Here is a 22,654-nt window from a genome sequence, read left to right on the forward strand (position 1 = left end):
GCCCCGTCGACCCGACCCACCCGACTCAGCCCACCCCACCCCACCCACCCCACCCACACCGGGAGAATCCACGTGTCCGAATGGCTGGTCCTGGCCATTGCCATGGCGCTCGTCTGCGCCGTCGTCCTCGCCATCACCACGATCCGGCACCGCCGGGCCGCGGACGACGAGGACACCAGCGAAACCCCCGACGTCATCGAGTACATGACGATGATGGTGGGCGTGGTCTACGCGATCGTGCTGGGCCTGGCCATCGCGGGCGTCTGGGAGGCGCGCGGCGCCGCGGAGGACAGCGTGCGCCGCGAGGCCCAGGCGCTGTACGAGGTCACCCAGCGCGCCGACGTCTACCCGACCGCGGTCCGCGACCGGATCCGCGGCGAGGTGGACGCGTACGTCACCCACACCGTCGCCGTGGACTGGCCGCTGCTGACCTCCGGGGAGGGCGCGTCGGCCGAGGGCGCCCAGCTGCTGGGCAAGCTGCGCAGCGACGTCACCCACCAGAGCCCGGCCACCGAGCTCCAGGCGCAGGCCTACCAGCCGCTGCTGGACCACATCGCGGCCGCCGACGACGCCCGCCACTCGCGGACCCAGAGCTCCGAGTCCACGCTGCCGAGCGTGGTGTGGTTCGGGCTGCTGGTCGGCGGGGTGGTCACGGTCGGGCTGATCTTCACCCTGCAGATCCGCCGCTCCGGGCGGGAGTTGCTGCTCGCCGGACTGTTCAGCGCGCTGATCGTGTTCCTGCTGTTCATGGTGTGGAGCTTCGACGCGCCCTACGGGCGGGACGGGATCGACTCGGCGGGTCCGTTCCAGGACCTGTTCCCGAAGACGGCGGTGACCGCGGCCCGCTGAGCCCGCAGAGGGGCGTCGTTACACCGCCACCTGTTGACGGACCGCCTGCACCACCGGTGAATGCCGCAGGGCGTGGGAGATCCGCAGCAGGTCGCGGGGTACGTCGGGGGTGTCGAGCAGGGTCTCCTCGTCCTCGCCGATGATCTTGCCCTCGGGGTCCGCGGAGCGGGCCCGTACGGCGGCCGCGACCATGGCGGCGTCGGCGACCGCGCGGGCGGTCTCCTCGTCGGCCCCGGTGGCGACGGCGCTCTCGTAGGCGTCGTCGCGCAGGCCCTTGTCGAAGTACGGGCCCAGGTGCAGGAAGCCGTCGTGGATGTCCGACTCCCGCTGGATCACCCGCAGCTCGGCCGCCGACCACCAGGCCATCTGCACGGAGGGCGTGCCGCTGGGCGCCGAGATCTGCACCTCCTGCCACAGCGCGCCGAGCCGGCGGTACGTCGCCCAGGTCTGCCAGTGGTCCGACAGCCGCTGGCAGACGAGCGGGACCACGAAGCCCATCGCGCTGATCAGCGCGCCCAGGGCGGCGAGCGGCGGGGCGACGTAGGTGCTCAGGTCGTCGAGGTTGTGGCCCAGCCAGCGGGCGACCACCGCGGAGATCTTGGTGGCGTCGTAGGTGAGGTTGAAGATGTAGCCGGAGACGATGATCATCAGGCCCACCCGCAGCCAGCCGCGCACCTGCAGCGACCAGCGCCAGCACAGGACCACCATCACCACCGCGGCCACGTGGTGCGCCAGCAGGTAGAGGGCGATCATCATCCCGATGTACGGGGTGTTGGCGTAGAAGGTGTCGAAGTCGCGCAGCCGCTCCACCGGGGTGTCGCCGAGGGCGAACAGCACGATCAGGGCGGCGACGACGAGGCTGTAGCCCTTGATCCAGCGGCGCGAGACGCGTCGGGTCTGTTCGGGCTCTCCGCCCCGCCAGTTGACCATCAGCACCAGGCAGGAGGCGCTGAACGCGGTGATCAGGCAGTACACCAGCGGGGCCGAGACGTTGACGATCCCGGTCCAGCGGTTGACCGCCGCGATGGTGGGCGGGGCGGCGAAGAAGAACACCGCTCCCGCCAGGGTCAGCAGGGCGACGACCGAGCGCAGCAGGGGGTCACGCCAGTTGTGCCGCAGGGCCGGCAGCTTGAAGGCGAGTGAGATCGCCATCGCGGCCGCGGGTATGTAGTAGTCCTCGCCGTTCAACGGTCGTTCCTGTGCCCCCGGTAGCCCAGCGATGCCTCGATGCGGCCCGCCAGTTGGTCGCGCTGGACCGGAGCCCGGTGGCCGGCCGATCCGGCCAGCCAGTTCCGGCACCGGCTGCCCAGCAGTAAGCCGAACGTCTCGGCCTCGGTCTCCTCCTGCACGTCGGCGCGCGTGCGCGCCGCGACGCGGCGGACGGTCTCGCCGATGTCGGCCTCGTCGGACAGCAGTCGCGCGGCGACGGCGGCGCCGTCGACGTGGTGGCTGCAGTGGCCGGCCTTCATGTGCCACAGCTCGTGGCCCAGGATGACCAGCTGGTGGTCGGGCGCGGTGCGTTCCTCGATGACCACGAGGTCGCGGTCCGCCATGTCGAGCCACAGGCCGCTGGCCGTCCGCGGGGGGAACGAGGCCATCCGGAAGTCCACCCGTCGGCCGCGGTGTCTGCTCATGCCCTCGCAGAGGGCAGCGTAGAGTTCCACGGGTTCCGCGGGGGCGGTCAGCCGGATGCCGGCCACCAGCTCCCCGCACAACCGCCGCTGCTCTCTGCCTATGCTCACCGTTCTCCCCGTCGGCGCGGATCCGGATCAGGACTCAAGGATCAGACCCAGACTTTCGACTGGGTCAGGATTCATTCGGTTTGACGCTTTCGAGGAGCATGTCCAGCCATTCGGTCACCTTGTCCCGGTGCTTGTCGCTGGGCAGTTGGGCGGCGCGCCAGGCGATGCCCCGCACGCCGTGGTTCTGGAGGAGTCTTGCCAGCGGATCGCCCGCCGATGCGGCCGCGGCCGGTACGGTTTCCCGCGCGCGCCCCGCGAAGTCCTGGAGCAGCTGTTGTTCGGTCCGCTGGAGCGCGTCGGTGAGGGCGTCGGAGTCGTGTGCCGTGAGGAACCCGGCGTGCACCCCGAAGAAGCGCTGGATCGCGTCGCAGTGCTCCATGGTGGGGCGCCGGTCGCCGTTGATCAGGGCCCCGGCCTGCTGCCGCGACATGCCGGCGCCGTCCGCGATCTCCTGCTGGGTGTACCGGCGGCCGTTCGGTTTGACGCGGGTGCGCCGCAGCAGGTCGAGCCGCTGGAGGAACCGGGTCTGCAGATCGGGTTCGCCGGCCGGCCTGCCGTCGAGGAGGGTCCTGACCACGTCCGTGGGGACGCCGGAGGCCTCCGAGAGCCGCCGCAGGTCGAAGACATGGTTCAGGTCGCGGCCCATCTTGCCCGCGAGTTCGGCGACGCGCGTGATGGTGGCTGCCAGGGGTGCGTTGGCCACCGCGACGGGAGCCGGGAAGCCGTCTGTCACCAGTGGTTCTCCTAGATCGCGCGAAGTCGGTACGGCACATGGTCGGCTTCTGGAATCTAGCCGCTCCCGCCCGTAAGGGCTAGAACGTGCCACAGCTGTGGCGGGAATGAGCTGTCAAGAGGCTGGAATTGCCACAATAGTTGACACTCGAATGAAGTCGGTAGCAGGATCGCCACACGGAAATGAAGATCCAGACCGGAGGAGGGGGAGCTCTCGGTGCCACATCTCGCAGCGGTGGGCCCGTCCGATGGCCTCGCCCGAGCCGGTGAGGAGCGCCTGGCGGGCGAGGAGTCCGCACGAGGCGTCGTACGGTCGGAGCGACGCAAGGAGATTTTGCGCCAGCGCCGCGAGGAGCTGGGGCTGAGCCAGGAGGACCTCGCCGCCCGGCTGCGCATCAGCGTGCGCGCGTACGGAAACTGGGAACGCGGCCTCGTCAAGGAGTGGACGGACCGCAAACTGCTCGCCCTGGCCGAGGCCTTGGAGATGAGCGAGCGGCAGTGCTTCTGGCTGTTCCGCGTCATGGTCGACCGCGACCCTCCGCCCACGTGGCGGGCGGCCGAGGAGAACCGGCTGCCCGAGGACCCCGCGCAGCGCGACTACCTGTGCGACTACGCGGCCCTCATGGAGTCGGTGCCCTACCCGAGCTTCCTGGTGGACCACCGGTGGGACGTCGCGCTCACCAACTCTGCCTTCGACCAGCTCTTCCAGTCCGTACGGCCGCACCCGACGGCCCTGCCGGACGACAACTTCCTGCGCTTCGTGCTGTTCCACCCGGACGCGGCGGGCGTGCTGGAGGACCACGAACCGGCCTGGTGCGTACCGCTGCTGGCCCAGTTCGCGGCCGCGCTCGCCGCGGCTCCGGAGGACGAGGGGCTGCGCAGCATCCGCCAGGAGGTGGCCCGTGACCCGTTCATGGAGGCCGCCTACCGGTACGGGGTGCCGCACTGGCTGAGCATGCGCGGAGCCGAGGCCGCCGAGATGGACGGGGCGGTGCGGACCGTGCGCCACCCCGACCCGCGGTGGGGGCTGGTGCGCTGCCGGATGGTGGCCGAGACCAGTCGGATGCTGGACGAGATGGGGCTGACGCGGATCACCCTGATCCTGTCGGCGCCGCAGGGCGCCCCGGTGGGTCCCGTACGGGGCGGCGGCGGGGTCACGCACCAGCAGGGTGCCAGGCTGCGCGCCGTGCCGTCGCTGGAGGAGTGAGCGGCCGGGGCAGACTGGTGCCGGCGGGCGCGCACGGCGGGTTCCGTGCCACCGATCGCGTCACCCGTCGTGTCACCGATCGTGGCACGGGAGGCGCCGGAGCCGCCGCGGGCACGATCGTGGTGCGGGCGACGGCCACGGGAACTGCCACGGTCACCGGCACCTGCGGTGGCCTCTGCACCGGCACGGGCGAAGGGCGGTAGGGACGTGCGGCTGACGATCCTCGGCGGGGGCGGCTTCCGCGTGCCGCTCGTCTACGGAGCACTGCTCGGCGACCACGCCGAGGGCCGGGTGTCCCATGTGACGCTGTACGACGAGGACCCGGCGCGGCTCACCGCCATGGCCCGCGTCCTCCACGACCAGGCCCAGGCCGCCGGGGTACCCGATGCCCCGGCCGTCACGGCCACCGGGGACCTCGACGAGGCCCTGCGCGGGGCGGATTTCATTTTTTCGGCCATCCGCGTCGGCGGTTTGGACGGGCGCGCCGCGGACGAGCGGATCGCCCTGGCCGAGGGGGTGCTGGGCCAGGAGACGGTGGGTGCGGGCGGGATCGCGTACGGACTGCGGACCGTGCCCGTGGCCCGCGCGATCGCGCGCAGGATCGCCCGCAGCGCCCCCGAGGCGTGGGTCATCAACTTCACCAACCCGGCGGGACTGGTCACCGAGGCCATGGCCGAGGAGCTCGGCGAGCGGGTGATCGGCATCTGCGATTCCCCCGTGGGACTCGGCCGGCGCATCGCCCGGCTGCTCGGGGCCCGGCCGCAAGAGGCCTGGATCGACTACGTCGGCCTCAACCACCTGGGCTGGGTGCGCGGGCTGCGCATCGGCGGCCGCGACGAACTGCCCCGGCTGCTGGCCGACACCAAGGCCCTGGAGTCCTTCGAGGAGGGCCGTCTCTTCGGGGCCGAGTGGCTGCGCTCGCTCGGCGCGATCCCCAATGAGTACCTGCACTACTACTACTTCAACCGTGACACCGTACGGGCCTACCAGGAGGCCGAGCAGACCCGCGGGGCCTTCCTGCGCGACCAGCAGCGCGGCTTCTACGCCGAGGCCGGCCGCGCCGGGCAGCCGGCCGGGGCGGCGCTGGCCGCCTGGGACCGGACGCGGGCCGAGCGCGAGGCCACGTACATGGCCGAGAACCGCGAGGCGGCCGGCGTCGGCGAGCGCGACGAGAGCGACCTGGAGTCCGGCGGGTACGAGAAGGTCGCGCTCGCGCTGATGCGGGCCATCGCCCGGGACGAGCGGGCCACGCTGATCCTGAACGTTCGCAACGGCTCGACGCTGTCGGTCCTGGACGCCGGAGCGGTCATCGAGGTGCCCTGCCTGGTCGACGCGAACGGCGCCCACCCGGTCGGCGTGGCGCAGCTGCCGCTGCACGCGGTCGGGCTCGTGACGGCCGTCAAGGCGGTCGAACGGGAGGTCCTGGCGGCCGCGGCGAGCGGGTCCCGGGCCACCGCGGTCAAGGCCTTCGCGCTGCACCCGCTGGTGGACTCCGTGGCCGTGGCGCGGCGGCTGCTGGAGGGGTACGCGGCGGAGCACCCGGGACTGGCGTACCTGCGCTGACGTACCTGTGCCGCTGACGCACCCGTACTGGTGGACCCGGGCTGATGCACCCGCGCTGACGTGGCCGCGCCGGTGCGCCGGCGGCGGAGGCGGGCGGTCCCCCGTACGGCGCAGTGCCGCATGCGGTGGGACGGGTGCGCTGTGAGAGTGCGAAGGTGACCACTGCTCCCGCCGTAGACACCGCGCCAACCGTGCTCGACCGGCGGCAGCGCAACATCATCTTCGGCACGATCATGCTGGGAGTGCTGCTCGCGGCGCTCGACCAGACGATCGTCGGCACCGCCCTGCCCACGATCGTGGGGGACCTCGGCGGCGGGGACCACATGTCGTGGGTGGTGACCTCCTACCTGCTCGCGGAGACCGTGTCGACCGTGCTGGTGGGCAAGTTCGGCGACCTGTACGGCCGAAAGCTGATCTTCCAGATCTCCGCGATCGTCTTCATCAGCGGCTCGTTCCTGTGCGGCCTGTCGAGCAACATGACGTTGCTGATCGTGTGGCGCGGCGTCCAGGGCGTCGGAGCCGGCGGCCTGATGGTCACCGCCATGGCGCTGATCGCCGACGTGGTGCCGCTGCGCGAACGCGGCAAGTACCAGGGCCTGATCGGCGCCGTGTTCGGCGTCGCCACCGTGATCGGACCGCTGCTCGGCGGGTTCTTCACCGACCAGCTCAGCTGGCGGTGGTGCTTCTACGTCAACGTCCCGATCGCCATCCTCGTGGTCATCGCGGCCGCCAAGACGATCCCGGTGGTCAAGGCCTCGGGCAAGGCGGTCATCGACTACCTGGGCATCGCCCTGGTCGCGGTCGGCGCGAGCGCGCTGATCCTGGGCACCAGCTGGGGCGGGAACCAGTACGCCTGGACCTCGCCGACGATCATCGGCCTGTTCGTGCTCGGCGCGGTCGCGCTGGCCCTGTTCTGCTTCGTCGAGACACGGGCCGCGGAACCGATGCTGCCGATGCGGCTCTTCCACAATCCGGTCTTCGCCGTGTGCTCCGTACTGAGCTTCGTCGTCGGGTTCGCGATGCTCGGCGCGATGACCTTCCTGCCCACCTACCTCCAGTACGTCGACGGGGACTCGGCCACCGTCTCGGGCGTCCGGACCCTGCCCATGGTCTTCGGACTGCTGATCGCCTCCGTCTTCAGCGGCAACGTCGTGAGCAAGACCGGCCAGTACCGGATCTTCCCGATCGTCGGCAACGCGGTCACGGGCATCGGCCTGTACCTGCTGTCGCGCATGCAACCGGGGACCAGCACCCTGCTCGAATCGCTGTACATGTTCGTGCTCGGCACCGGCATCGGCCTGTCCATGCAGGTCCTGACGATCGCCGTGCAGAACACCGTCGACTACGCCGACCTGGGCACCGCCACCTCCGGGGTCACCTTCTTCCGTACGCTCGGCAGCGCCTTCGGCACGGCCGTCTTCGGGACGATCTACGCGAACCACCTGGGGCCCGGGCTGAAGGCGGGGATCGCGGAGGCGGCGCGGATCACCGGCCAGGACCCGGCGCGGCTGGCCGAGGCCGCGTCGACCCCGGAAGGGGTGCACCGGCTCAGCCCGGAGGCCGCGGCTCCGATCATCGACGCGTACGCGCAGGCCCTGCACACGGTGTTCCTCTGGACCGTGCCGGTGGCGGTCTTCGGGTTCATCGCCGGGCTCTTCCTCAAACAGGTCAGGCTGCGCGACAGCGCCCGGGCCGGCTCCACGGACATGGGCGACGGATTCGCCTCCCCGGCCACGGCCAGCGGGAATTCGGCCAAGCTGCTGGAGCTGGCGGTCGGCAAACTCGTACGGAACATGGGGCCCGCGACGGCGCGCGCGATCGTCGGGGGCTCCGACACCCGGCTGGACATCGCGGGCGCGTGGACGGTGATGCAGGTGGAGCTGATGAACCGGACGGTCGGCACCGCCAGCATCGGGCTGATCGCGGCGCGCCGGTCGGTGCCGCCGGAGGTGCTGCTCCCGGTCTTCGACCGGATGACGGAGGAGGGCTACCTCAGCCGCGCGGGCAGCTTCTTCTCCCTCACCCCGGCCGGGGAGCGGGAGGCCGCGATCATCTCGGCCGCGTGGGCCGAGTGGCTCGGCGACCAGCTGGAGAAGGACAAGGGGCGGCCGCGGAGCGCCGAACTGCGGGTGGCGGCGGACGCGATCGCGAAGCGGCTGCTGGCGGAGGACCTGGGCGAGGGGAACTTCGCGCCGAAGGTGGTGGTGCGGACTTAGCGGAATAGGAACTTCCGTCGGCTGTCGGACGTCCTCCTCGTCGAAGCGTGTGGCGCACGGCGGACGGGGGAGCGGACATGGGGATCACACTGGCCGAGGAGATCGTGCTGCTGTCCCTGGACGACGAGTCCGGGGAGACGCGCCGGCGCCAGTCGGCGGGCTGGGCCGCCGCGGGCGCGATCCTGCTGGAACTGGTCATGGCCGAGCGGGTGTCGGTGGCCGGCAAGTACCTGGAGCTGCGCGACACCACGCCCACCGGGGAAGAACTGCTCGACGGCCGGATCCTGTCGATGGAGGCGTGGCTGCGCGGCCGGGCCAAGCGCCGGGTGACGGACTGGCTGACCAGGGACCAGACCAAGGCGGTCGGCGCCGCGGTGGAGCGGCTGGTCGAGCGCGGCCTGGTGGCGGCGGAGGTGCACAAGGTGCTTGGGGTGTTCCCGCAGAAGCGCTACCCCGGGACCGACGGCGCCGCCGAGCGCGCCCTGCGGGAACGGCTGCGCGCCGTCGTCATCGAGGGCGTCGAGCCGGACGAGCGGACGGCCGGCCTCATCGCGCTGATCCACTCGACGGGTCTGCACCGGCTGGCCTTCCCGGACCGGCGCCGCAAGGAGGTGGCCCCGAGGACGGCGGAGATAGCCGCCGGTCAGTGGGCGTCCGACAGCGTCCGGGCGGCCGTCCGCGACGTGCAGGCCGCGATGGTGGCCGTGACGGCCGTGACGGTGGCGACGGCCTTCACCACGTGAGGCCGGGCCGTCCCTTCCGCCCTTCGAGTCCGCTCTTCGAGCGGCTTCAGGCGCTCGCGGCCGCGTCCGTGCCGGGGTCCGCGCCCGGGTTCGGGCTCGGGTCCGCGGTGGGGTAGTCGTACGAGGGGACGTGCGGCAGGCTCGCGAGGTCCGGGCGCCAGCTGCGCAGCACGGCCGCCGACGGCGCGTACAGGGCGGCGGGGATCTCGGCCGGGGCGAACCACTGCCAGCGGGCGATCTTGTGCGGCTCGGTGACGGCGGGGACCCCCTCCGCCGAGGTGGTGACGGCGGCCGCCGTCAGCCGGGTCAGGCCGGACTTCGCGTCGATCTGGACGGAGAGGACGCGGATCCCCTCGGGGGCCGCGCGCAGAGCCGTCTCCTCGGCGAGCTCCCGGGCCGCGGCCTGTTCGAAGCCCTCCCCGGGATCGACCTTGCCGCCCGGCAGCTCCCAGCGGCCGTCGTGTGCCTGGCCGAGCAGAACCCGGCCGTCCGGGCCGATGACGACCAGCCCCACCCCGACGACGGCGTTGGGCTGCGGTACGGCCCGCTCGGGGCGCTCTCCGGTGGTGGTCATGGACGTCCTTCCGGTGAAGTGGTGGGCCGGGCGCGGACGTGGATCCGTTCGCCCTGGGGGCCGAAGAGGCTGAGGAACTCCGCTGCCTGCGGCCCCGCGTTGAAGAAGGCGTGCGGGGTGCGCGTGTCGAACTCGGCGGCCTCGCCGGGGCCGAGGACGAGGTCGTGCTCGCCGAGCAGCAGCCGGATGCGCCCGGACAGCACGTACAGCCACTCGTAACCCTCGTGGACCTGGAGTTCGGGCTCGGGCGGCGGGCCTTCGCGGGGCGGGAGGATCTGCTTGAAGGCGTGCACCCCGCTGAATTTGCGGGTCAGCGGCACGTAGGTGCTGCCGTGCCGGACGAAGGGGCGCGGGCGGACCCGGGGATCCCCGGTCTCCGGGGCGCCGACCAGCTCGTCGAGCGCCACCCGGTGCGCCCTGGCCAGCGGAAGCAGCAGCTCCAGGGTCGGCCTGCGTTGGCCGGACTCCAGCCGGGAGAGGGTGGAGAGCGAGATTCCGGTCGTCTCGCTGAGCTGGGCCAGCGTGGTGCCGCGCTGCCGGCGCAGGGCGCGCAGTCGCGGGCCGACGGCAGTGAGCACGCCGGCGAGTTCCTCGTCCTGCTCCTCGGTGGCCATGGCTCCATTTGCCACTTCGGCAAGAACATTTGTCAAGCGGGCGCCTGCGAGCGGACCCTCGGAGGCATGGACAACGCACGGGACTCAAGGAATTCGGGCGACGCGGGGGACGACGTGTTCGACGTGGTGGTCGTGGGCGGTGGGGCCGCCGGGCTCGCCGGGGCCCTGACCCTGGTCCGGGCCCGCCGTTCGGTGCTGGTGATCGACTCAGGCAGCCCGCGCAACGCCCCGGCCGCACACATGCACGGATACCTCGGCAAGGACGGGGAGAGCCCGGCCGCGCTGTTGGCCGGGGGGCGCGCCGAGGTGGCCGGCTACGGCGGCGAGATCAGGCCGGGCACGGCCATCGCCGCGGACCGGCTGCCCGACGGGGGCTTCCTCGTCCGCTGCGGGGACGGCTCGACCGTCCGGGCGCGGCGGCTGCTGGTCGCCACCGGCCTGGTCGACGAGCTGCCCGCGGTGCCGGGGATCGGGGCGCGCTGGGGCCGGGACGTGCTGCACTGCCCGTACTGCCACGGCTGGGAGGTCCGGGACCTGCCGCTCGCGGTGCTCGCCGACGGACCCCTCGCCGTGCACCAGGCGCAGCTCTGGCGGCAGTGGAGCGAGCGGATCACCCTGCTGGCGCACACCTGGCGGCTCACCGACGCGGACCGGGAGCTGCTGGCGGCCCTCGGTGTCCGGGTCGTCGAGGGAGAGGTGACCGGGCTCGCGGTCGAGGAGGACCGCCTGACCGGGGTGACCCTGGCCGACGGCTCCGGCGTGGAGTGCGCGGCCTTGGTGGTGGCCCCGCGGTTCACCGCGCGCTCGGGCGTTCTGACCAGCCTGGGCCTGCCGGCCGTCGCCGTGGAGCGGGACGGGCACGTCATCGGCACCTGCGTCGCCTCCGACCCGGCGACCGGCGCCACCGCGCTGCGCGGGGTCTGGGCGGCGGGCAACGTGACCGCCCTGACGGAGCAGGTCGTGGGCGCGGCCGCGCAAGGGGTGCGTGCGGCCGTCGCCGTGAACGCCGACCTGATCGAGGCGGAGGGCCGTCGGGCCCTGGCGGCCCATCGCGCGGGCCCGGGGGCGCGTAGCGGGGCCGGCGCCGGACCGGTCGGCGGCTGAGCAGGATCGCGGCTGAGCGGGCCGCGCGGAGGCACCGGCGGGGGGCGGTCCGGCGGGTGGCGGGCCGGGCGGCCGGTTCGTCGCGTACGGCTCGTATCGGACAACTGTGCGGGTTTCGGCCGCCGTCCGTCCGCGCAGGCTCTGGGCGGTGTGATCGTCGTACGGTCCAACGGTTCCAAGGGTTCGGGGGGACGCTCCATGGCACATGTACTGGTCATCGGCGGAGGGGTCGCAGGCCTGGCCACGGCCCTGCTCGCGGCGCGGCACGGACACACGGCGGAGCTCTTCGAGCGCGATGCGCGCGCTCCGGGCACCGCCCTCGACCGTGACTTCTTCGGCTGGCGCCGGCCGACCGTACCGCAGGCCGCCCAGCCGCACGCGCTGCTCGGGGCCGCCCGCACGGTCCTGCGCGACGAACTGCCCGACGTCTACGCGGAGATGCTCGGACTCGGAGCGCGGGAGCGGCACGAGCTGGACTGGTTCGAGGTGCGGCCCCCCGCACGCCCCGGCGACGAGGACCTCGTCATGCTCCAGGCGCGGCGCATCGTGCTGGAGAGCGCCCTGACGACGGCCCTGCGCGCGGAGGCGGGCGTCGTCGTCCGGTACGGGGAGCCGGTCACCGGCCTGACCACCGTGTCGGAGCCGGCCGGGAACGCGGGGATCCAGGTGACGGGAGTGACCACCGAGGCAGGCGGCTACGAGGGGGACCTCGTGGTGGACGCGGGCGGGCGGCGCGGGGGAGTCGAGCGCCGGCTGGCCGAGGCGGGCTGCCGGCCGCCCGTCGTGGAACGGCACCGCACGGGGCTCGCGTACTTCTGCCGCTGGTACCGGCTGCCCGAGGGCATGGACGAGGGGCCGCGCCGGCCCTGGGCGGTGACCGGCGGGGCCTTCGCCGGGTGCGCGGTGTTCCCGGCCGACAACCGGGTGTTCGCGGTGACGCTGTTCGTGCACACCTCGGACACCACCCGCTCGGCGCTGCGCGACCCCGCCGTCTTCGAGCGTGCGGCCCGTGCCTTCCCGCCCGGAGCGGCCTGGCTGGCCCTGGGGGCCGAGCCGCTGTCGGACGTACGGGCCACGGCGAGCCTGGACAACCGGTGGAGCGCCCTGGTCGACGAGCGGGGCCCGGTGGTGACCGGGCTGGTGCCGGTCGGCGACTCGATCACCCACACCAATCCGACGCTGGGGCAGGGCACCTCGCTCGCGCTGTGGGCCGCGCGCCGGGTGGCCCGTACGGCGCACCGGGACCCGGGATCGGCCCGGTTCGCCGTCGACCACCACGACTGGGCGGTGCGGACGCTGAAGCCGTGGTTCGACTTCCAGGTGGTCGCCGACGCGGCCATCGGGGAGCGCTTCGCGACGCGGGCCGGGCGGACGGGGACGGCGCGCGAGGTGGCCGCGCTGTTCGACTGCGCGCTGGAGGACCCCGAGGTGATGCGGGCACGGGCGAGGGTGCGGCACCTGGCCGAGCCGCCGGAGCGGGCGTACGCGGATCCGGAGATCAAGGCCCGGGTGGCGCGCTGGCTGGCGGCGCGGCCGGACTACACCCCGCAGGACGCGGGGCCGGACCGGGCGGAGTGGGAGAAGCTGACGGCGGGGGCGGGGTGGGCCGCTCAGCCGCCGGAACCCGCTGTACCACCGGTACCTGCCGCACCTCAGATACCGGCGGTTCCAGCGGTTCCGGCGGTGCCGGCGGTTCCAGCGGTTCCGGCGGTGCCGGCGGTTCCGGCGGCCGGGCCGAGCACTTCGGCGAGGTCGTAGCCGACGACCTCCTCCAGCTGGGCGTAGGTGCAGCTCTCGGGGGTCCGGTCCGCCCGCCAGCGGTGGAACTGTGCGGTGTGCCGGAAGCGGTCGCCCTCCATGTGGTCGTACTTCACCTCGACGACCCGCTCGGGGCGCAGCGGCACCCAGGACAGGTCCTTCTTGCCGGTCCAGCGGCTCTGCGCGCCCGGCAGCCGGGCGCTCTCGTGGGCCGACTCCTCCGCCCAGGCGGCCCACGGGTGTCCGGCCGGGTCGGACATCCGCAGGGGTTCGAGCTCCTCCACCAGCTCGGCGCGGCGCTTCATGGGGAAGGCGGCGCAGACGCCCACGTGCTGGAGGGTGCCGTGGCCGTCGTACAGGCCGAGGAGCAGCGATCCGACAATCGGACCGCTCTTGTGGAAACGGAAACCCGCGACGACGACGTCGGCGGTACGTTCGTGCTTGATCTTGTACATGAGGCGGGCATCGGGCCGGTAGAGGAGATCGAGCGGTTTGGCGATCACTCCGTCGAGCCCGGCGCCCTCGAACCGCTCGAACCACTCCTGCGCGAGCGCGGGATCGGTGGTGGCGGGCGCGAGATGGACGGGGGGCCGAGCAGTGGAGAGTGACCGGACCAGGGCGGCACGGCGGTCGGTGAGCGGCGTGTCGAGGAGCGACTCGTCGCCGAGCGCGAGCAGGTCGAAGGCGACGAAGCTGGCGGGGGTGGTCTCGGCCAGCAGGGCGACGCGGGACTGCGCGGGATGGATCCGCTCGGTCAGCCGGTCGAAGTCGAGCCGCCCGCCGTGAACGATCACGATCTCGCCGTCCACGACGCAGCGGTCGGGCAGATTGCCCTTCAGCGCCTCCGCCAGCTCGGGAAAGTACCTGGTCAGGGTCTTGCCCGTGCGGCTGCCGAGCTCGATCTCATCGCCGTCGCGATGGACGATGGCCCGGAAGCCGTCCCACTTGGCCTCGTACTGCATGCCGGGCGGGATCTTCGCCACGGACTTGGCGAGCATCGGTTTCACGGGCGGCATCACTGGCAGATCCATGCCTTCGATTCTGCGGTGGTACGTCCGGCCGCGCCCGGTATGCGCGCACGAGCGGGCCCGCCTACCGTGGCGCACATGGGTGCTGCCGGTAATGCGATCGAGCTGGACGCGGGCGGGCGGACGGTACGGCTGTCCAGCCCGGACAAGGTGTACTTCCCGGAGCGCGGCCTCACCAAGCGGCACGTGGCCGAGTACTACCTGGCGGTCGCGGACGGCATCACGCGCGCCCTGCGCAACCGGCCGACGACCCTGGAACGCTTCCCGGACGGGGTGGAGGGCGAGTCCTTCTTCCAGAAGAGGGCGCCGAAGAACCTTCCCGACTGGATCCCGACCGCCCACATCTCCTTCCCGAGCGGCCGCTCGGCCGATGAGATCTGCCCGACCGAGCCGGCCGCCGTCCTGTGGGCCGCCAACCTGGGCTGCCTCACCTTCCACCCCTGGCCGGTGCGCCGCGAGGACACCGACCGCCCCGACGAACTGCGCATCGACCTGGACCCGCAGCCGGGCACCGACTACCACCACGCGGTGGCGGCCGCCCACGAGCTGCGCGCCCTGCTGGAGGAACTGGGTCTGCGCGGCTGGCCCAAGACCTCGGGCGGGCGCGGGCTGCACGTCTTCGTGCCGATCGCCCCGCGCTGGACCTTCACCGAGGTCCGCCGGTGCGCCATCGCTCTCGGCCGGGAACTGGAACGCCGGATGCCGGGCAAGGTCACCACGGCCTGGTGGAAGGAGGAACGCGGCGAGCGGATCTTCGTCGACTACAACCAGACGGCCCGCGACCGCACCATCGCCTCCGCCTACTCCATCCGCCCCCGCCCGCACGCTCCGGTCTCGGCTCCGCTGCGCTGGGAAGAGGTGGACGACGCGGAGCCCCGCGACTTCGACATCGTGACGATGCCGGCCCGCTTCGCCGAACTGGGCGACCTGCACGCGGACATGGACGAACACGCCTTCGCCCTGGACCCCGTACTGGAACTCGCGGCCCGCGACGAACACGAGCACGGCCTGGGCGACATGCCCTACCCCCCGGACTACCCGAAGATGCCGGGCGAACCCAAGCGCGTCCAGCCCAGCCGCGCCAAGCACGAGGACTGACGTCCGTTCAGCCCGTGCGGGGCCCGGTCGTCCGGATCGTGTCTGTTCATCCCGGTGCGGCACGGCAAGGATGTGGCGCGGCCGGCCGGCCGTCACGTGAATCGATCCGGGGGGATGTTCATGGGAACGAGGAATGCGCGCATCGGGCTCGCCGTGGTGGGGAGCCTCCTCGCCGCGCTCGCGGTGACCGCTCCCGCGCAGGCGGCTCCGGGGGCAGCCGGCAGGGCCTGCAAGCCGTCCGTCCAGGTCCTGGAGAGACTGTCGCCTGCGGAGGACCCGCATCCGAGCCCGTGGGTGCGCCGCACCCAGGTCAGCGCCATCGCGCCGGGGCCGTCGCGGCTGGCCGTCGGCATGTCCGGGATGCAGCCCGTCTACTGGATCGGGACGCGGGTGTTCGCCGTGCCGCTGCCCGCCGGCTCCGGCCCGGGCACGCTCACGGACGTCAACCGGTCCGGCCTCATGGTCGGCAAGGTGACCACGTCCGAAGGCAGCAAGGCGTTCAGCTACCGGCACGGTGACCGGGCCATCACCGTACTGCCCGGCGGGGGCGCGGCCTACGGCGTCAACGACCACGGGGTCATCGTCGGCGATGTCTGGGACGCGGCCCGGAACCGGACCATCGCCATGGAATGGTCCGGCACGAGGATCCGCCGCGAACTGCCTGCGCCCGCCGGATACCGGATCCACTTCATGTCCGGGATCAACAACGCCGGCCAGGCCGTCGGCAACGGCGAGACGCAGGAGCCCCTCCCCGGCACACAGATCTGGATCACCCCGGGGCTGCACTGGTCCGCCGACCCGCGCACCGCCCCCAGGGTGCTCCGGCCCGCCGACCGCACCGGGGACCGCTACGTCACCCGTGGCATCGACGAATCCGGCCGGATCGTCGGCTACCAGAGGCAGGCAGCGGCGGACGGGAGCGAGATCGCCGTGATGTGGAACCGCCCCGACGGCCCGCCCGTGTACGCGCCCTGGGCGCCCGGCGGCATGGGCGGCACCTTCGAGGCCGTCAGCCCGAACACCAACGTCTCGGTCGGCCTGGCCGAATTCCGCTACGACTCCCCGCAGCCGGCGGACAGCCCGGACGCGCGGGCCCAGTACTGGACCGGCAGCGGCCCGATGCGGGTCCTTCCCGGGCTCGCCCCGTCCCGCTTCACCGCCGCGTTCGCCGTCACCGACGACGACCGCGTCGGCGGGGCCGCGCTCGACGCCGAGGGCCGGGTCCAGCCGGTGATCTGGACCTGCGCGTCCAAGCAGGCCTTCGTCCTGCCCGAGGGATGAGCCGGGGCCGTTGTCAGTGGAGGGTGCGATGCTCGAAGAGGACGGAGAAGCGGTGACATGACGGGGTGTTGATCAGGCGTTGATCGGACGTCCATCGGCGGCCACCAGTATCTGCGGCATGTCGATGAACACCACTGCCGCAGCCACGGACACCGCCTGGTACGAACTCGCCCTGTGCGCCCAGACGGGCCCGGGCTTCTTCTTCCCGGAGCCGGGCTCGTCGCTGCGCGACGCGAAGCGGCTGTGCGGGGCGTGCGAGGGGCGGGCGGCGTGCCTGGAGTACGCCCTGGCCCATGACGAGCGCTTCGGCGTCTGGGGCGGCCTCTCCGAAGCCGAACGCCTCGCCCTCCGCCCCCGCCACTGATCAGGTCCGCGTTCCCTTGCCGCTCGCACGGACCAGCCCCACCCGCCGGGCGAGGTCGAACCCCTCGCCCCCACACTCCTCGCGGCGCGGCGTGTGCGGCACGACCCGCACGGGGTAGTGCCCCCCGACGGGCGAAACCACCCCACCGAAGCGAGGATCCCCCGCGAACCAGATCCGGTCCGGCTGATCGCCCTCCAGCGCTGCGAGCGCGACGGGGAACGGGATGAATCGGAACGTGGCCGTGAAGTCCTCCCGGAACGGGATGACGATGGTCCCAGGGCTCCCGGGTGGACGGGTCGGGTGCTGGCACGGCCACTCTTGCCAGGGGTAGGCCCGCAGGACGGCTGCCACGCGCCACCGCCTGAAGTAGGCGATGACCACCCAGGGGAGGAAGGGCGACACGACGATGATGATGAGGGCAAATCCCATGCCCGCGTGAGGGACCAAGCCGATGGAGGCCAGGGCGATCAGCGGAGGACCACCGAGGCTGAGCACCCATCCGAGGCGGCGGATGACCAGCCGTTTGTAGCCGACCACCGTCGGAGGGTGGTCCCATGCCGCCTTGGCGAGTGCGATCACAGGAGCACCTCCAGGATGCGAGAGGTCCCGGTTGCTGGTGGAATGCTCGGTTCGGGGTCGGTGAAGAGGAGGGTGTGCGCCACGGCTTCGAGAATGTCCGTGTACGCGTCGGCGTGCTGGATGGAAGCGCTGGTCAGATCGAGCAAGAGCAGATGGAGTCCATCCGGATGCATGGTCGCGACCCTGGCCTGAAACAGACCCTGCTCCACATCGGGCACGGAAACGATCCCGGCGACCAGGCAGCACGGGAGGGCTGATGGCAAATCGATGAACCTGCGGACGGAGCTGGTCCACAGGGGGGAACCGGCGATGGCCAGGGCCGTACGCGCCACGGTGAGCCGAGGGTTGGGCTGATCGGCACGCCGGACGGTCAGAGAGAACAGCGACGTGTTAACGCCGTTGGGCTCCTCAGGATGAAGGCCGACAGCAGTGTGCACGACGTCGTGCCCTGCCAATTTCTCAAGGCCGTCCATGAGCAGGGAGAGGTCGTGTTGGGCATCGGGGCTGTTCAGTGCATGGGCGACGGCGTTCAATGTGGCTCTGTCACTGGGGCCGATGTCGTGGAAGCCCGGAGGCAGGCGGAACCATACCGGCGCGTTGCTGTGCTGATGAGTCATGGCCTCAGCGCCGACCACGCGTGCCCCGTTTTCCTGATGGCCGAAGGGGCGTCGTCCAGTGCGCCCCGGGCACCGTCCACCCCTGTCGTGGCGTGTTCGAGCGTTTCGTTGTCCGGCGCGTAGTCGAGTACGGCGGTGACCGCAGCTGTACTGGCCACAGCTACACCCACCCGGTCCCTGGCGTCCTGACTTGCTGACCGCATTGCCCATCCGGCGAGGGGGCTCTCCACTTGCCGCAGCTCATCGGCGGTGGACCAGGTTGTGCTGCGGAAGGAGGCCGTGCCGGCGCTTAGGCCTGTCAGGGCGCTGGCTTCGGGGGCGGCGGTGAGGGCGGCGCGGGCGGCCAGGGTGCCGGCCTTGGCGCCCGAGGCGACCGCGGCCACGCCCGGGACCGTGCCGGCGGCGTCGCCGAGGAGGGTCACGCCGCTCTTCCAGAAGTCCGCGTCGAACTCGCCCTTCGTGGCGCCGTCCAGCAGCGGTTTGCGGAACTTCGGATCCGCCAGGTGCGTGGCCAGGGCCGCCAGGGACAGGCCGCCCGCGACCAGCATCACCGCCAGGCCCGCGGGCGGGCAGAACAGCGCCACGCCCGCACCGATCGCGCCCAGGATCGCCGATGCGTTCGACAGCGCGTCGCCCGGGTCTTCCACGATCTTGGACCAGATCGAGGACAGCAGGCCCGGTTCCTTCGGGGCCAGGCGGTCCGTCGCCGCGTTCAGGGTGCGGGCCACGCGGCTCGCCGCCGCCGCGTGTTCGGTGGCGAGTTCGCGGGCCAGGCGGCGGGTGTCGGAGAGGGCCTGCTCCGTCTTGGCCGCGGCCGCCTCGGCCTCGTACCGGGCGGCCAGCGCGCGGTGCGCGACCAGGGTGTCGTGCCAGCCGGCGAGCCGGCGGGCCGCCTCCGCGAGGGAGGTGTGGGCCGCGCCCAGGTAGCGGGGGAGCTCCTGCGAGAGGGAGGCGCGGAAGGCGGTCGCGGCCTCGCCCTGCCACTGCGAGCTGTGGGAGACGAGGTCCTTCACGACGCGCGAGGCCTCCCCGAGGGACTGCGCCGACGCTCCGAGCTTCTTCGTCAGGGCCAGGACCGCGGCCGGATCTCCGGGCGCCGGGTCGAAGCCCAGCGCCGCGTGGTCAGCCATGCGCGGCCGCCACCCGGCGGAAGGCCGCGCGGACGGCCTCCTCCAGCTCCGCGTACTCCGCGGCGCTGCGGTCCACGCCCTCCCGTACGGTCTTGACGCGTTTGGTCAGCTCGCGCGTGCCGTGGGCCCAGCGTTCCTGGAAGCCGTCGCACGCCGCGTCGAGGTCGGCCGTGCCCAGCTGGTCGGCCCGTACGTGGTCCAGCGCGCGCCGTGCCTCCCGCAGGGAGACCAGCGAGGAGTCCAGGGCGCGCGTCAGACGGGTCAGCTGGTCGATGTCCACCTGGAGCGAGGTCATGACGCGAAACCCTGGCAGAGCACGGCTCTGCCAGGGCAATCGGCGTCACTCGCCCGAGCGAGCGGAAACAGGTCAGCCCTGGCGGGCCGCGATGCGCGCCGCGCGGGCGGCCAGGCGCTCGTCGAACTTGCGGGCCTCGCTGTCCAGGCCGTTCATGAACAGGCCGAGTTCCTCCTGGGCCTTCTGGCCCTCGGGGCCGAGGCCGTCGATGTCCATGATCTTCAGGAAGCGGATCACGGGGCTCAGCACGTCGTCGTGGTGGATCCGCAGGTTGTAGACCCCGCCGATCGCCATCTGCGCGGCCATCCGCTCGAAGCCGGGCATGCCGTGTCCGGGCATCCGGAAGTTGACCACGACGTCCCGTACGGCCTGCATCGTCAGGTCCGGGGCGAGCTCGAAGGCCGAGCCCAGCAGGTTGCGGTAGAAGATCATGTGCAGGTTCTCGTCCTGCGCGATGCGCGCCAGCATCCGGTCGCAGACCGGGTCACCGGACTGGTGGCCGGTGTTGCGGTGCGAGATGCGGGTGGCGAGCTCCTGGAAGGCCACGTACGCCACCGAGTGCAGCATGGAGTGGCGGTTGTCGGACTCGAACCCCTCCGACATGTGCTGCATGCGGAACGCTTCCAGCTTGTCCGGGTCCACGGCGCGCGAGGCCAGCAGGTAGTCGCGCATCACGATGCCGTGGCGGCCCTCCTCGGCCGTCCAGCGGTGCACCCAGGTGCCCCAGGCGCCGTTGCGCCCGAAGAGCGAGGCGATCTCGTGGTGGTAGCTGGGGAGGTTGTCCTCGGTCAGCAGGTTCACGACCAGCGCGATCTTGCCGATGTCGGTGACCTTGGACTGCTGCGGGTCCCAGGCCTCGCCGTCCTCGAAGAAGCCCGGGAAGTTCCGGCCGTCGCTCCACGGGACGTACTCGTGGGGCATCCAGTCCTTGGTGACCTTCAGATGGCGGTTGAGCTCCTTTTCGACCACCTCTTCCAGCGCGAACAGCAGCTTGGCGTCGGTCCACGCCTCCGAGCTGCCGAGGTGGGGAGAGGTGATCGTCACGGGTACTCCTGGGTGCAAAGCGAATTACCTACGGTTCCGTAGCCTACGGAGTCGTAGGTTAAGCGCGACATCAAGGCCAGCCAACCCCCGAGCAGGTGTATGTCCGGTTACATCCGGTTATCTATGCAGTTTACGGGGGGTGTGAGAGGCCCCTGAGGGCGCGAAATCACGCCGTCAGGTGGATCGAAACTTTTACCCTTGACGGCCGGAACGGGTTCCGCTTCGCCGCCGCCCGCCGCGTCGGGCGTCCGCGGGCGGCGACGGGCGGCGGCGCAGCGGGCCCGCTCACTCGTGCCAGAGGGTCTCCCGGACCTCCTCGGCCGTGGTCGGCCGCAGCTCCCCGTCCAGCAGCAGCCACCGCGTGATGCCGATCGACTCCAGGAACGGCACGTCGTGGCTCGCCACCACAAGGGCGCCCTCGTAGGACTCCAGCGCCCTGGTCAGCTGCCGCACGCTCGCCAGGTCGAGATTGTTCGTCGGCTCGTCGAGCATGAGCAGCTGCGGGGCGGGCTCCGCCAGCAGCAGTGCCGCCAGCGCCGCCCGGAACCGCTCGCCGCCCGACAGGGTGCCGGCCGGCCGGTCCGCCCGGGCGCCCCGGAAGAGGAAGTGCGCGAGCCGAGCCCGGACCAGGTTGTTCGTGGCCTGCGGGGCGAAGCGGGCCACGTTCTCCACGACCGTCCGGCTCTCGTCGAGCACGTCCAGCCGCTGTGGCAGGAACCGCGTGGTCACGTGCGTCTGCGCCGCCCCGGACTCCGGTGCGAGCTGCCCCGCGACCGTGCGCAGCAGCGTGGTCTTCCCCGAGCCGTTGCGGCCGACCAGGGCGATCCGCTCCGGCCCCCGAAGCTCCCACTCGCCCGGTACGCATGCCCCGTGCGGCAGGCGCAGATCGCTCAGGGTCAGCACGCGGCGCCCCGGCGGGACCTGCGTGGCGGGCAGCTCGATGCGGATCTCGTCGTCGTCGCGCACCGCCTCCACCGCCTGGTCCAGCCGCTCCTTCGCCTGCGCCAGCTTCTCGGTGTGCATGATCCGGTGCTTGCCGGCCGACTCCTGCGCGGCCCGCTTGCGCGCACCCATCACGATCTTCGGCTCACGCTTGCTCTCGAACATCTTCTGGCCGTACCGCCTGCGGCGCGCCAATTTGACCTGCGCGTCGGCCAGTTCGCGCTTCTGCCGCTGTACGTCGCCCTCCGCGACGCGGACCATCCGCTCGGCCGCGTCCTGTTCGGCGGCGAGCATCTCCTCGTAGTCCGTGAAGTTCCCTCCGTACCAGCGGACTTCGCCGTCGCGCAGATCGGCGATCTGGTCGACCCGCTCCAGCAGTTCCCGGTCGTGACTGACCACGAGCATCACCCCGGGCCAGGACTCGACCGCCGCGTACAGCCGGCTCCGGGCGCGCAGGTCCAGGTTGTTGGTGGGCTCGTCCAGCAGTAGGACGTCGGGACGCGCGAGCAGCAGGGCCGCCAGCCGCAGCAGTACGGACTCGCCGCCCGAGAGCTCGCCGACGGTGCGGTCCAGGCCGATCCCGGCGAGACCGAGCTGGTCGAGCGCGGCCAGGGCCCGCTCCTCCACGTCCCAGTCGTCGCCGACGGCGGTGAAGTTCGCCTCGGTGGCCTCGCCCGCCTCGATGGCGTGGAGGGCGGCGCGGACGGTGCGGATGCCGAGCGCCTCGTCCACGCGCAGCGCGGTGTCGAGCGTGACCGTTTGGGGGAGGTGGCCGACGGAGCCGGAGACGGACGACTGCCCACCGGACGGGGTCAGTTCACCGGCGATCAGCTTCAGCAGGGTGGACTTCCCGCAGCCGTTCAGGCCGATCAGACCGGTGCGGCCGGGGCCGACGGCGAGCTGGAACCCGTCGAAGACGGGAGTGCCGTCGGGCCAGTCGAAGGACAGGGCGGAGCAGGTGATGAATGCAGGGGCGTGGCTCATGGAGGCCTCCAGGTTGCGTGAGTGGTGCGTGCAACGCGGGGAGACAGCCGACGCTCAGCCGGTGACGGCGGGGGTCACGGTGGTGGGTGGTCGGTGTCTCGAACCTCAGAAGAGCAACGTCCTGCTCCGTTTCGACGGCAATGGGCCGTCAACGACGCTACGGGCGGCCGGAGCCGCCCGCAATCGAATA

Annotated in this window: 22 protein-coding genes; 10 read left to right on the forward strand and 12 right to left on the reverse strand. The window is 72.1% G+C overall.

What is annotated here, in order from left to right; translation table 11 throughout:
* Positions 1-72: 72 nt before the first annotated feature.
* Complete coding sequence (locus tag AB0D29_RS05860) at positions 73-849, forward strand: hypothetical protein (RefSeq protein ID WP_362852330.1); 777 nt, start codon at positions 73-75, stop codon at positions 847-849.
* 18 nt (positions 850-867) lie between these two features.
* Here AB0D29_RS05860 and AB0D29_RS05865 read toward each other — a convergent pair whose 3' ends face one another.
* From AB0D29_RS05865 to AB0D29_RS05875, 3 genes are all read right to left on the reverse strand, one after another.
* Positions 868-2,037, reverse strand: coding sequence for an MAB_1171c family putative transporter (locus AB0D29_RS05865; RefSeq protein WP_362852331.1), 1,170 nt, complete (start codon positions 2,035-2,037; stop codon positions 868-870).
* Positions 2,034-2,591: a toxin-antitoxin system, toxin component gene (locus AB0D29_RS05870; protein ID WP_351291935.1), complete on the reverse strand. Its 558-nt coding sequence runs from the start codon at positions 2,589-2,591 to the stop codon at positions 2,034-2,036. The genes AB0D29_RS05865 and AB0D29_RS05870 overlap by 4 nt, the downstream gene beginning before the upstream one ends.
* Before the next feature lie 64 nt (positions 2,592-2,655).
* Positions 2,656-3,324: a helix-turn-helix transcriptional regulator gene (locus AB0D29_RS05875; RefSeq protein ID WP_351585486.1), complete on the reverse strand. Its 669-nt coding sequence runs from the start codon at positions 3,322-3,324 to the stop codon at positions 2,656-2,658.
* A gap of 216 nt (positions 3,325-3,540) precedes the next feature.
* Between AB0D29_RS05875 and AB0D29_RS05880 the strand changes: the two genes are divergently transcribed.
* From AB0D29_RS05880 to AB0D29_RS05895, 4 genes are all read left to right on the forward strand, one after another.
* Complete coding sequence (locus AB0D29_RS05880; protein WP_362852332.1) at positions 3,541-4,530, forward strand: helix-turn-helix domain-containing protein; 990 nt, start codon at positions 3,541-3,543, stop codon at positions 4,528-4,530.
* Between the two features lie 207 nt (positions 4,531-4,737).
* Positions 4,738-6,093, forward strand: coding sequence for a 6-phospho-beta-glucosidase (locus AB0D29_RS05885; protein ID WP_362852333.1), 1,356 nt, complete (start codon positions 4,738-4,740; stop codon positions 6,091-6,093).
* Positions 6,094-6,326: 233 nt separating this feature from the next.
* Positions 6,327-8,309 carry an MDR family MFS transporter gene (locus AB0D29_RS05890; protein WP_362852516.1) on the forward strand — a complete coding sequence of 661 codons (1,983 nt, stop codon included), beginning with the start codon at positions 6,327-6,329 and terminating at the stop codon, positions 8,307-8,309.
* A 77-nt stretch (positions 8,310-8,386) separates the two neighbouring features.
* Positions 8,387-9,052 (forward strand): GPP34 family phosphoprotein, encoded by a 666-nt coding sequence (locus tag AB0D29_RS05895; RefSeq protein WP_362852334.1) that lies wholly within the window; start codon positions 8,387-8,389, stop codon positions 9,050-9,052.
* A gap of 46 nt (positions 9,053-9,098) precedes the next feature.
* Here the strand turns inward: AB0D29_RS05895 and AB0D29_RS05900 are convergent, their stop codons facing one another.
* Both AB0D29_RS05900 and AB0D29_RS05905 read right to left on the reverse strand, forming a co-directional pair.
* Entirely contained in the window at positions 9,099-9,626 is a 528-nt protein-coding gene (locus tag AB0D29_RS05900) for an NUDIX domain-containing protein (protein ID WP_362852335.1), read from the reverse strand.
* The gene (locus tag AB0D29_RS05905) at positions 9,623-10,240 is read right to left on the reverse strand and encodes an XRE family transcriptional regulator (RefSeq protein WP_362852336.1); all 618 of its coding nucleotides are present in this window, start codon (positions 10,238-10,240) and stop codon (positions 9,623-9,625) included. Before AB0D29_RS05905 ends, AB0D29_RS05900 begins: the two co-directional genes overlap by 4 nt.
* Positions 10,241-10,306: 66 nt before the next feature.
* Between AB0D29_RS05905 and AB0D29_RS05910 the strand changes: the two genes are divergently transcribed.
* Together AB0D29_RS05910 and AB0D29_RS05915 are read left to right on the forward strand one after the other, a co-directional pair.
* A complete protein-coding gene (locus tag AB0D29_RS05910) occupies positions 10,307-11,344 on the forward strand; it encodes an NAD(P)/FAD-dependent oxidoreductase (protein ID WP_362852337.1) in 1,038 nt (345 codons plus the stop codon).
* 198 nt (positions 11,345-11,542) lie between these two features.
* Positions 11,543-13,102: an NAD(P)-binding protein gene (locus AB0D29_RS05915; RefSeq protein ID WP_362852338.1), complete on the forward strand. Its 1,560-nt coding sequence runs from the start codon at positions 11,543-11,545 to the stop codon at positions 13,100-13,102.
* Here AB0D29_RS05915 and AB0D29_RS05920 read toward each other — a convergent pair.
* Complete coding sequence (locus tag AB0D29_RS05920; protein ID WP_362852339.1) at positions 12,997-14,133, reverse strand: ATP-dependent DNA ligase; 1,137 nt, start codon at positions 14,131-14,133, stop codon at positions 12,997-12,999. The genes AB0D29_RS05915 and AB0D29_RS05920 overlap by 106 nt on opposite strands.
* A 75-nt stretch (positions 14,134-14,208) precedes the next feature.
* Between AB0D29_RS05920 and ligD the strand changes: the two genes are divergently transcribed.
* The 3 genes from ligD to AB0D29_RS05935 all read left to right on the forward strand — a co-directional run bounded on the left by ligD (position 14,209) and on the right by AB0D29_RS05935 (position 16,873).
* Positions 14,209-15,228 (forward strand): non-homologous end-joining DNA ligase, encoded by a 1,020-nt coding sequence (ligD, locus tag AB0D29_RS05925; RefSeq protein WP_362852340.1) that lies wholly within the window; start codon positions 14,209-14,211, stop codon positions 15,226-15,228.
* 120 nt (positions 15,229-15,348) lie between these two features.
* Positions 15,349-16,509 carry a hypothetical protein gene (locus AB0D29_RS05930; protein ID WP_362852341.1) on the forward strand — a complete coding sequence of 387 codons (1,161 nt, stop codon included), beginning with the start codon at positions 15,349-15,351 and terminating at the stop codon, positions 16,507-16,509.
* A 118-nt stretch (positions 16,510-16,627) separates the two neighbouring features.
* Entirely contained in the window at positions 16,628-16,873 is a 246-nt protein-coding gene (locus AB0D29_RS05935) for a WhiB family transcriptional regulator (protein WP_362852342.1), read from the forward strand.
* Here AB0D29_RS05935 and AB0D29_RS05940 read toward each other — a convergent pair whose 3' ends face one another.
* From AB0D29_RS05940 to AB0D29_RS05965, 6 genes are all read right to left on the reverse strand, one after another.
* Positions 16,874-17,452, reverse strand: coding sequence for a hypothetical protein (locus tag AB0D29_RS05940; RefSeq protein ID WP_362852343.1), 579 nt, complete (start codon positions 17,450-17,452; stop codon positions 16,874-16,876).
* On the reverse strand, positions 17,449-18,069 hold the full coding sequence (locus tag AB0D29_RS05945) for a hypothetical protein (RefSeq protein WP_362852344.1): 621 nt from the start codon (positions 18,067-18,069) through the stop codon (positions 17,449-17,451). The genes AB0D29_RS05940 and AB0D29_RS05945 overlap by 4 nt, the downstream gene beginning before the upstream one ends.
* Complete coding sequence (locus tag AB0D29_RS05950) at positions 18,066-19,199, reverse strand: hypothetical protein (RefSeq protein ID WP_362852345.1); 1,134 nt, start codon at positions 19,197-19,199, stop codon at positions 18,066-18,068. The genes AB0D29_RS05945 and AB0D29_RS05950 overlap by 4 nt, the downstream gene beginning before the upstream one ends.
* On the reverse strand, positions 19,192-19,494 hold the full coding sequence (locus tag AB0D29_RS05955) for a hypothetical protein (RefSeq protein WP_362852346.1): 303 nt from the start codon (positions 19,492-19,494) through the stop codon (positions 19,192-19,194). The genes AB0D29_RS05950 and AB0D29_RS05955 overlap by 8 nt, the downstream gene beginning before the upstream one ends.
* A gap of 72 nt (positions 19,495-19,566) precedes the next feature.
* Positions 19,567-20,538 carry an acyl-ACP desaturase gene (locus AB0D29_RS05960; protein WP_362852347.1) on the reverse strand — a complete coding sequence of 324 codons (972 nt, stop codon included), beginning with the start codon at positions 20,536-20,538 and terminating at the stop codon, positions 19,567-19,569.
* 285 nt (positions 20,539-20,823) lie between these two features.
* On the reverse strand, positions 20,824-22,464 hold the full coding sequence (locus AB0D29_RS05965; RefSeq protein WP_362852348.1) for an ATP-binding cassette domain-containing protein: 1,641 nt from the start codon (positions 22,462-22,464) through the stop codon (positions 20,824-20,826).
* Positions 22,465-22,654: the final 190 nt, after the last annotated feature.

This window comes from Streptomyces sp. NPDC048424 (genome assembly GCF_040651555.1).
Lineage (GTDB): Bacteria > Actinomycetota > Actinomycetes > Streptomycetales > Streptomycetaceae > Streptomyces.

What these genes read in the sequence shown, in the direction of transcription:
- AB0D29_RS05920 (WP_362852339.1), bottom strand. Translation starts at nt 14,133, where the DNA reads ATGGATCTGCCAGTGATGCCGCCCGTGAAACCGATGCTCGCCAAGTCC.
- AB0D29_RS05895 (WP_362852334.1), top strand. Translation starts at nt 8,387, where the DNA reads ATGGGGATCACACTGGCCGAGGAGATCGTGCTGCTGTCCCTGGACGAC.
- AB0D29_RS05935 (WP_362852342.1), top strand. Translation starts at nt 16,628, where the DNA reads ATGTCGATGAACACCACTGCCGCAGCCACGGACACCGCCTGGTACGAA.
- AB0D29_RS05915 (WP_362852338.1), top strand. Translation starts at nt 11,543, where the DNA reads ATGGCACATGTACTGGTCATCGGCGGAGGGGTCGCAGGCCTGGCCACG.
- AB0D29_RS05930 (WP_362852341.1), top strand. Translation starts at nt 15,349, where the DNA reads ATGGGAACGAGGAATGCGCGCATCGGGCTCGCCGTGGTGGGGAGCCTC.
- ligD (WP_362852340.1), top strand. Translation starts at nt 14,209, where the DNA reads ATGGGTGCTGCCGGTAATGCGATCGAGCTGGACGCGGGCGGGCGGACG.
- AB0D29_RS05955 (WP_362852346.1), bottom strand. Translation starts at nt 19,494, where the DNA reads ATGACCTCGCTCCAGGTGGACATCGACCAGCTGACCCGTCTGACGCGC.
- AB0D29_RS05965 (WP_362852348.1), bottom strand. Translation starts at nt 22,464, where the DNA reads ATGAGCCACGCCCCTGCATTCATCACCTGCTCCGCCCTGTCCTTCGAC.
- AB0D29_RS05910 (WP_362852337.1), top strand. Translation starts at nt 10,307, where the DNA reads ATGGACAACGCACGGGACTCAAGGAATTCGGGCGACGCGGGGGACGAC.
- AB0D29_RS05905 (WP_362852336.1), bottom strand. Translation starts at nt 10,240, where the DNA reads ATGGCCACCGAGGAGCAGGACGAGGAACTCGCCGGCGTGCTCACTGCC.
- AB0D29_RS05950 (WP_362852345.1), bottom strand. Translation starts at nt 19,199, where the DNA reads ATGGCTGACCACGCGGCGCTGGGCTTCGACCCGGCGCCCGGAGATCCG.
- AB0D29_RS05945 (WP_362852344.1), bottom strand. Translation starts at nt 18,069, where the DNA reads ATGACTCATCAGCACAGCAACGCGCCGGTATGGTTCCGCCTGCCTCCG.
- AB0D29_RS05890 (WP_362852516.1), top strand. Translation starts at nt 6,327, where the DNA reads ATGCTGGGAGTGCTGCTCGCGGCGCTCGACCAGACGATCGTCGGCACC.
- AB0D29_RS05900 (WP_362852335.1), bottom strand. Translation starts at nt 9,626, where the DNA reads ATGACCACCACCGGAGAGCGCCCCGAGCGGGCCGTACCGCAGCCCAAC.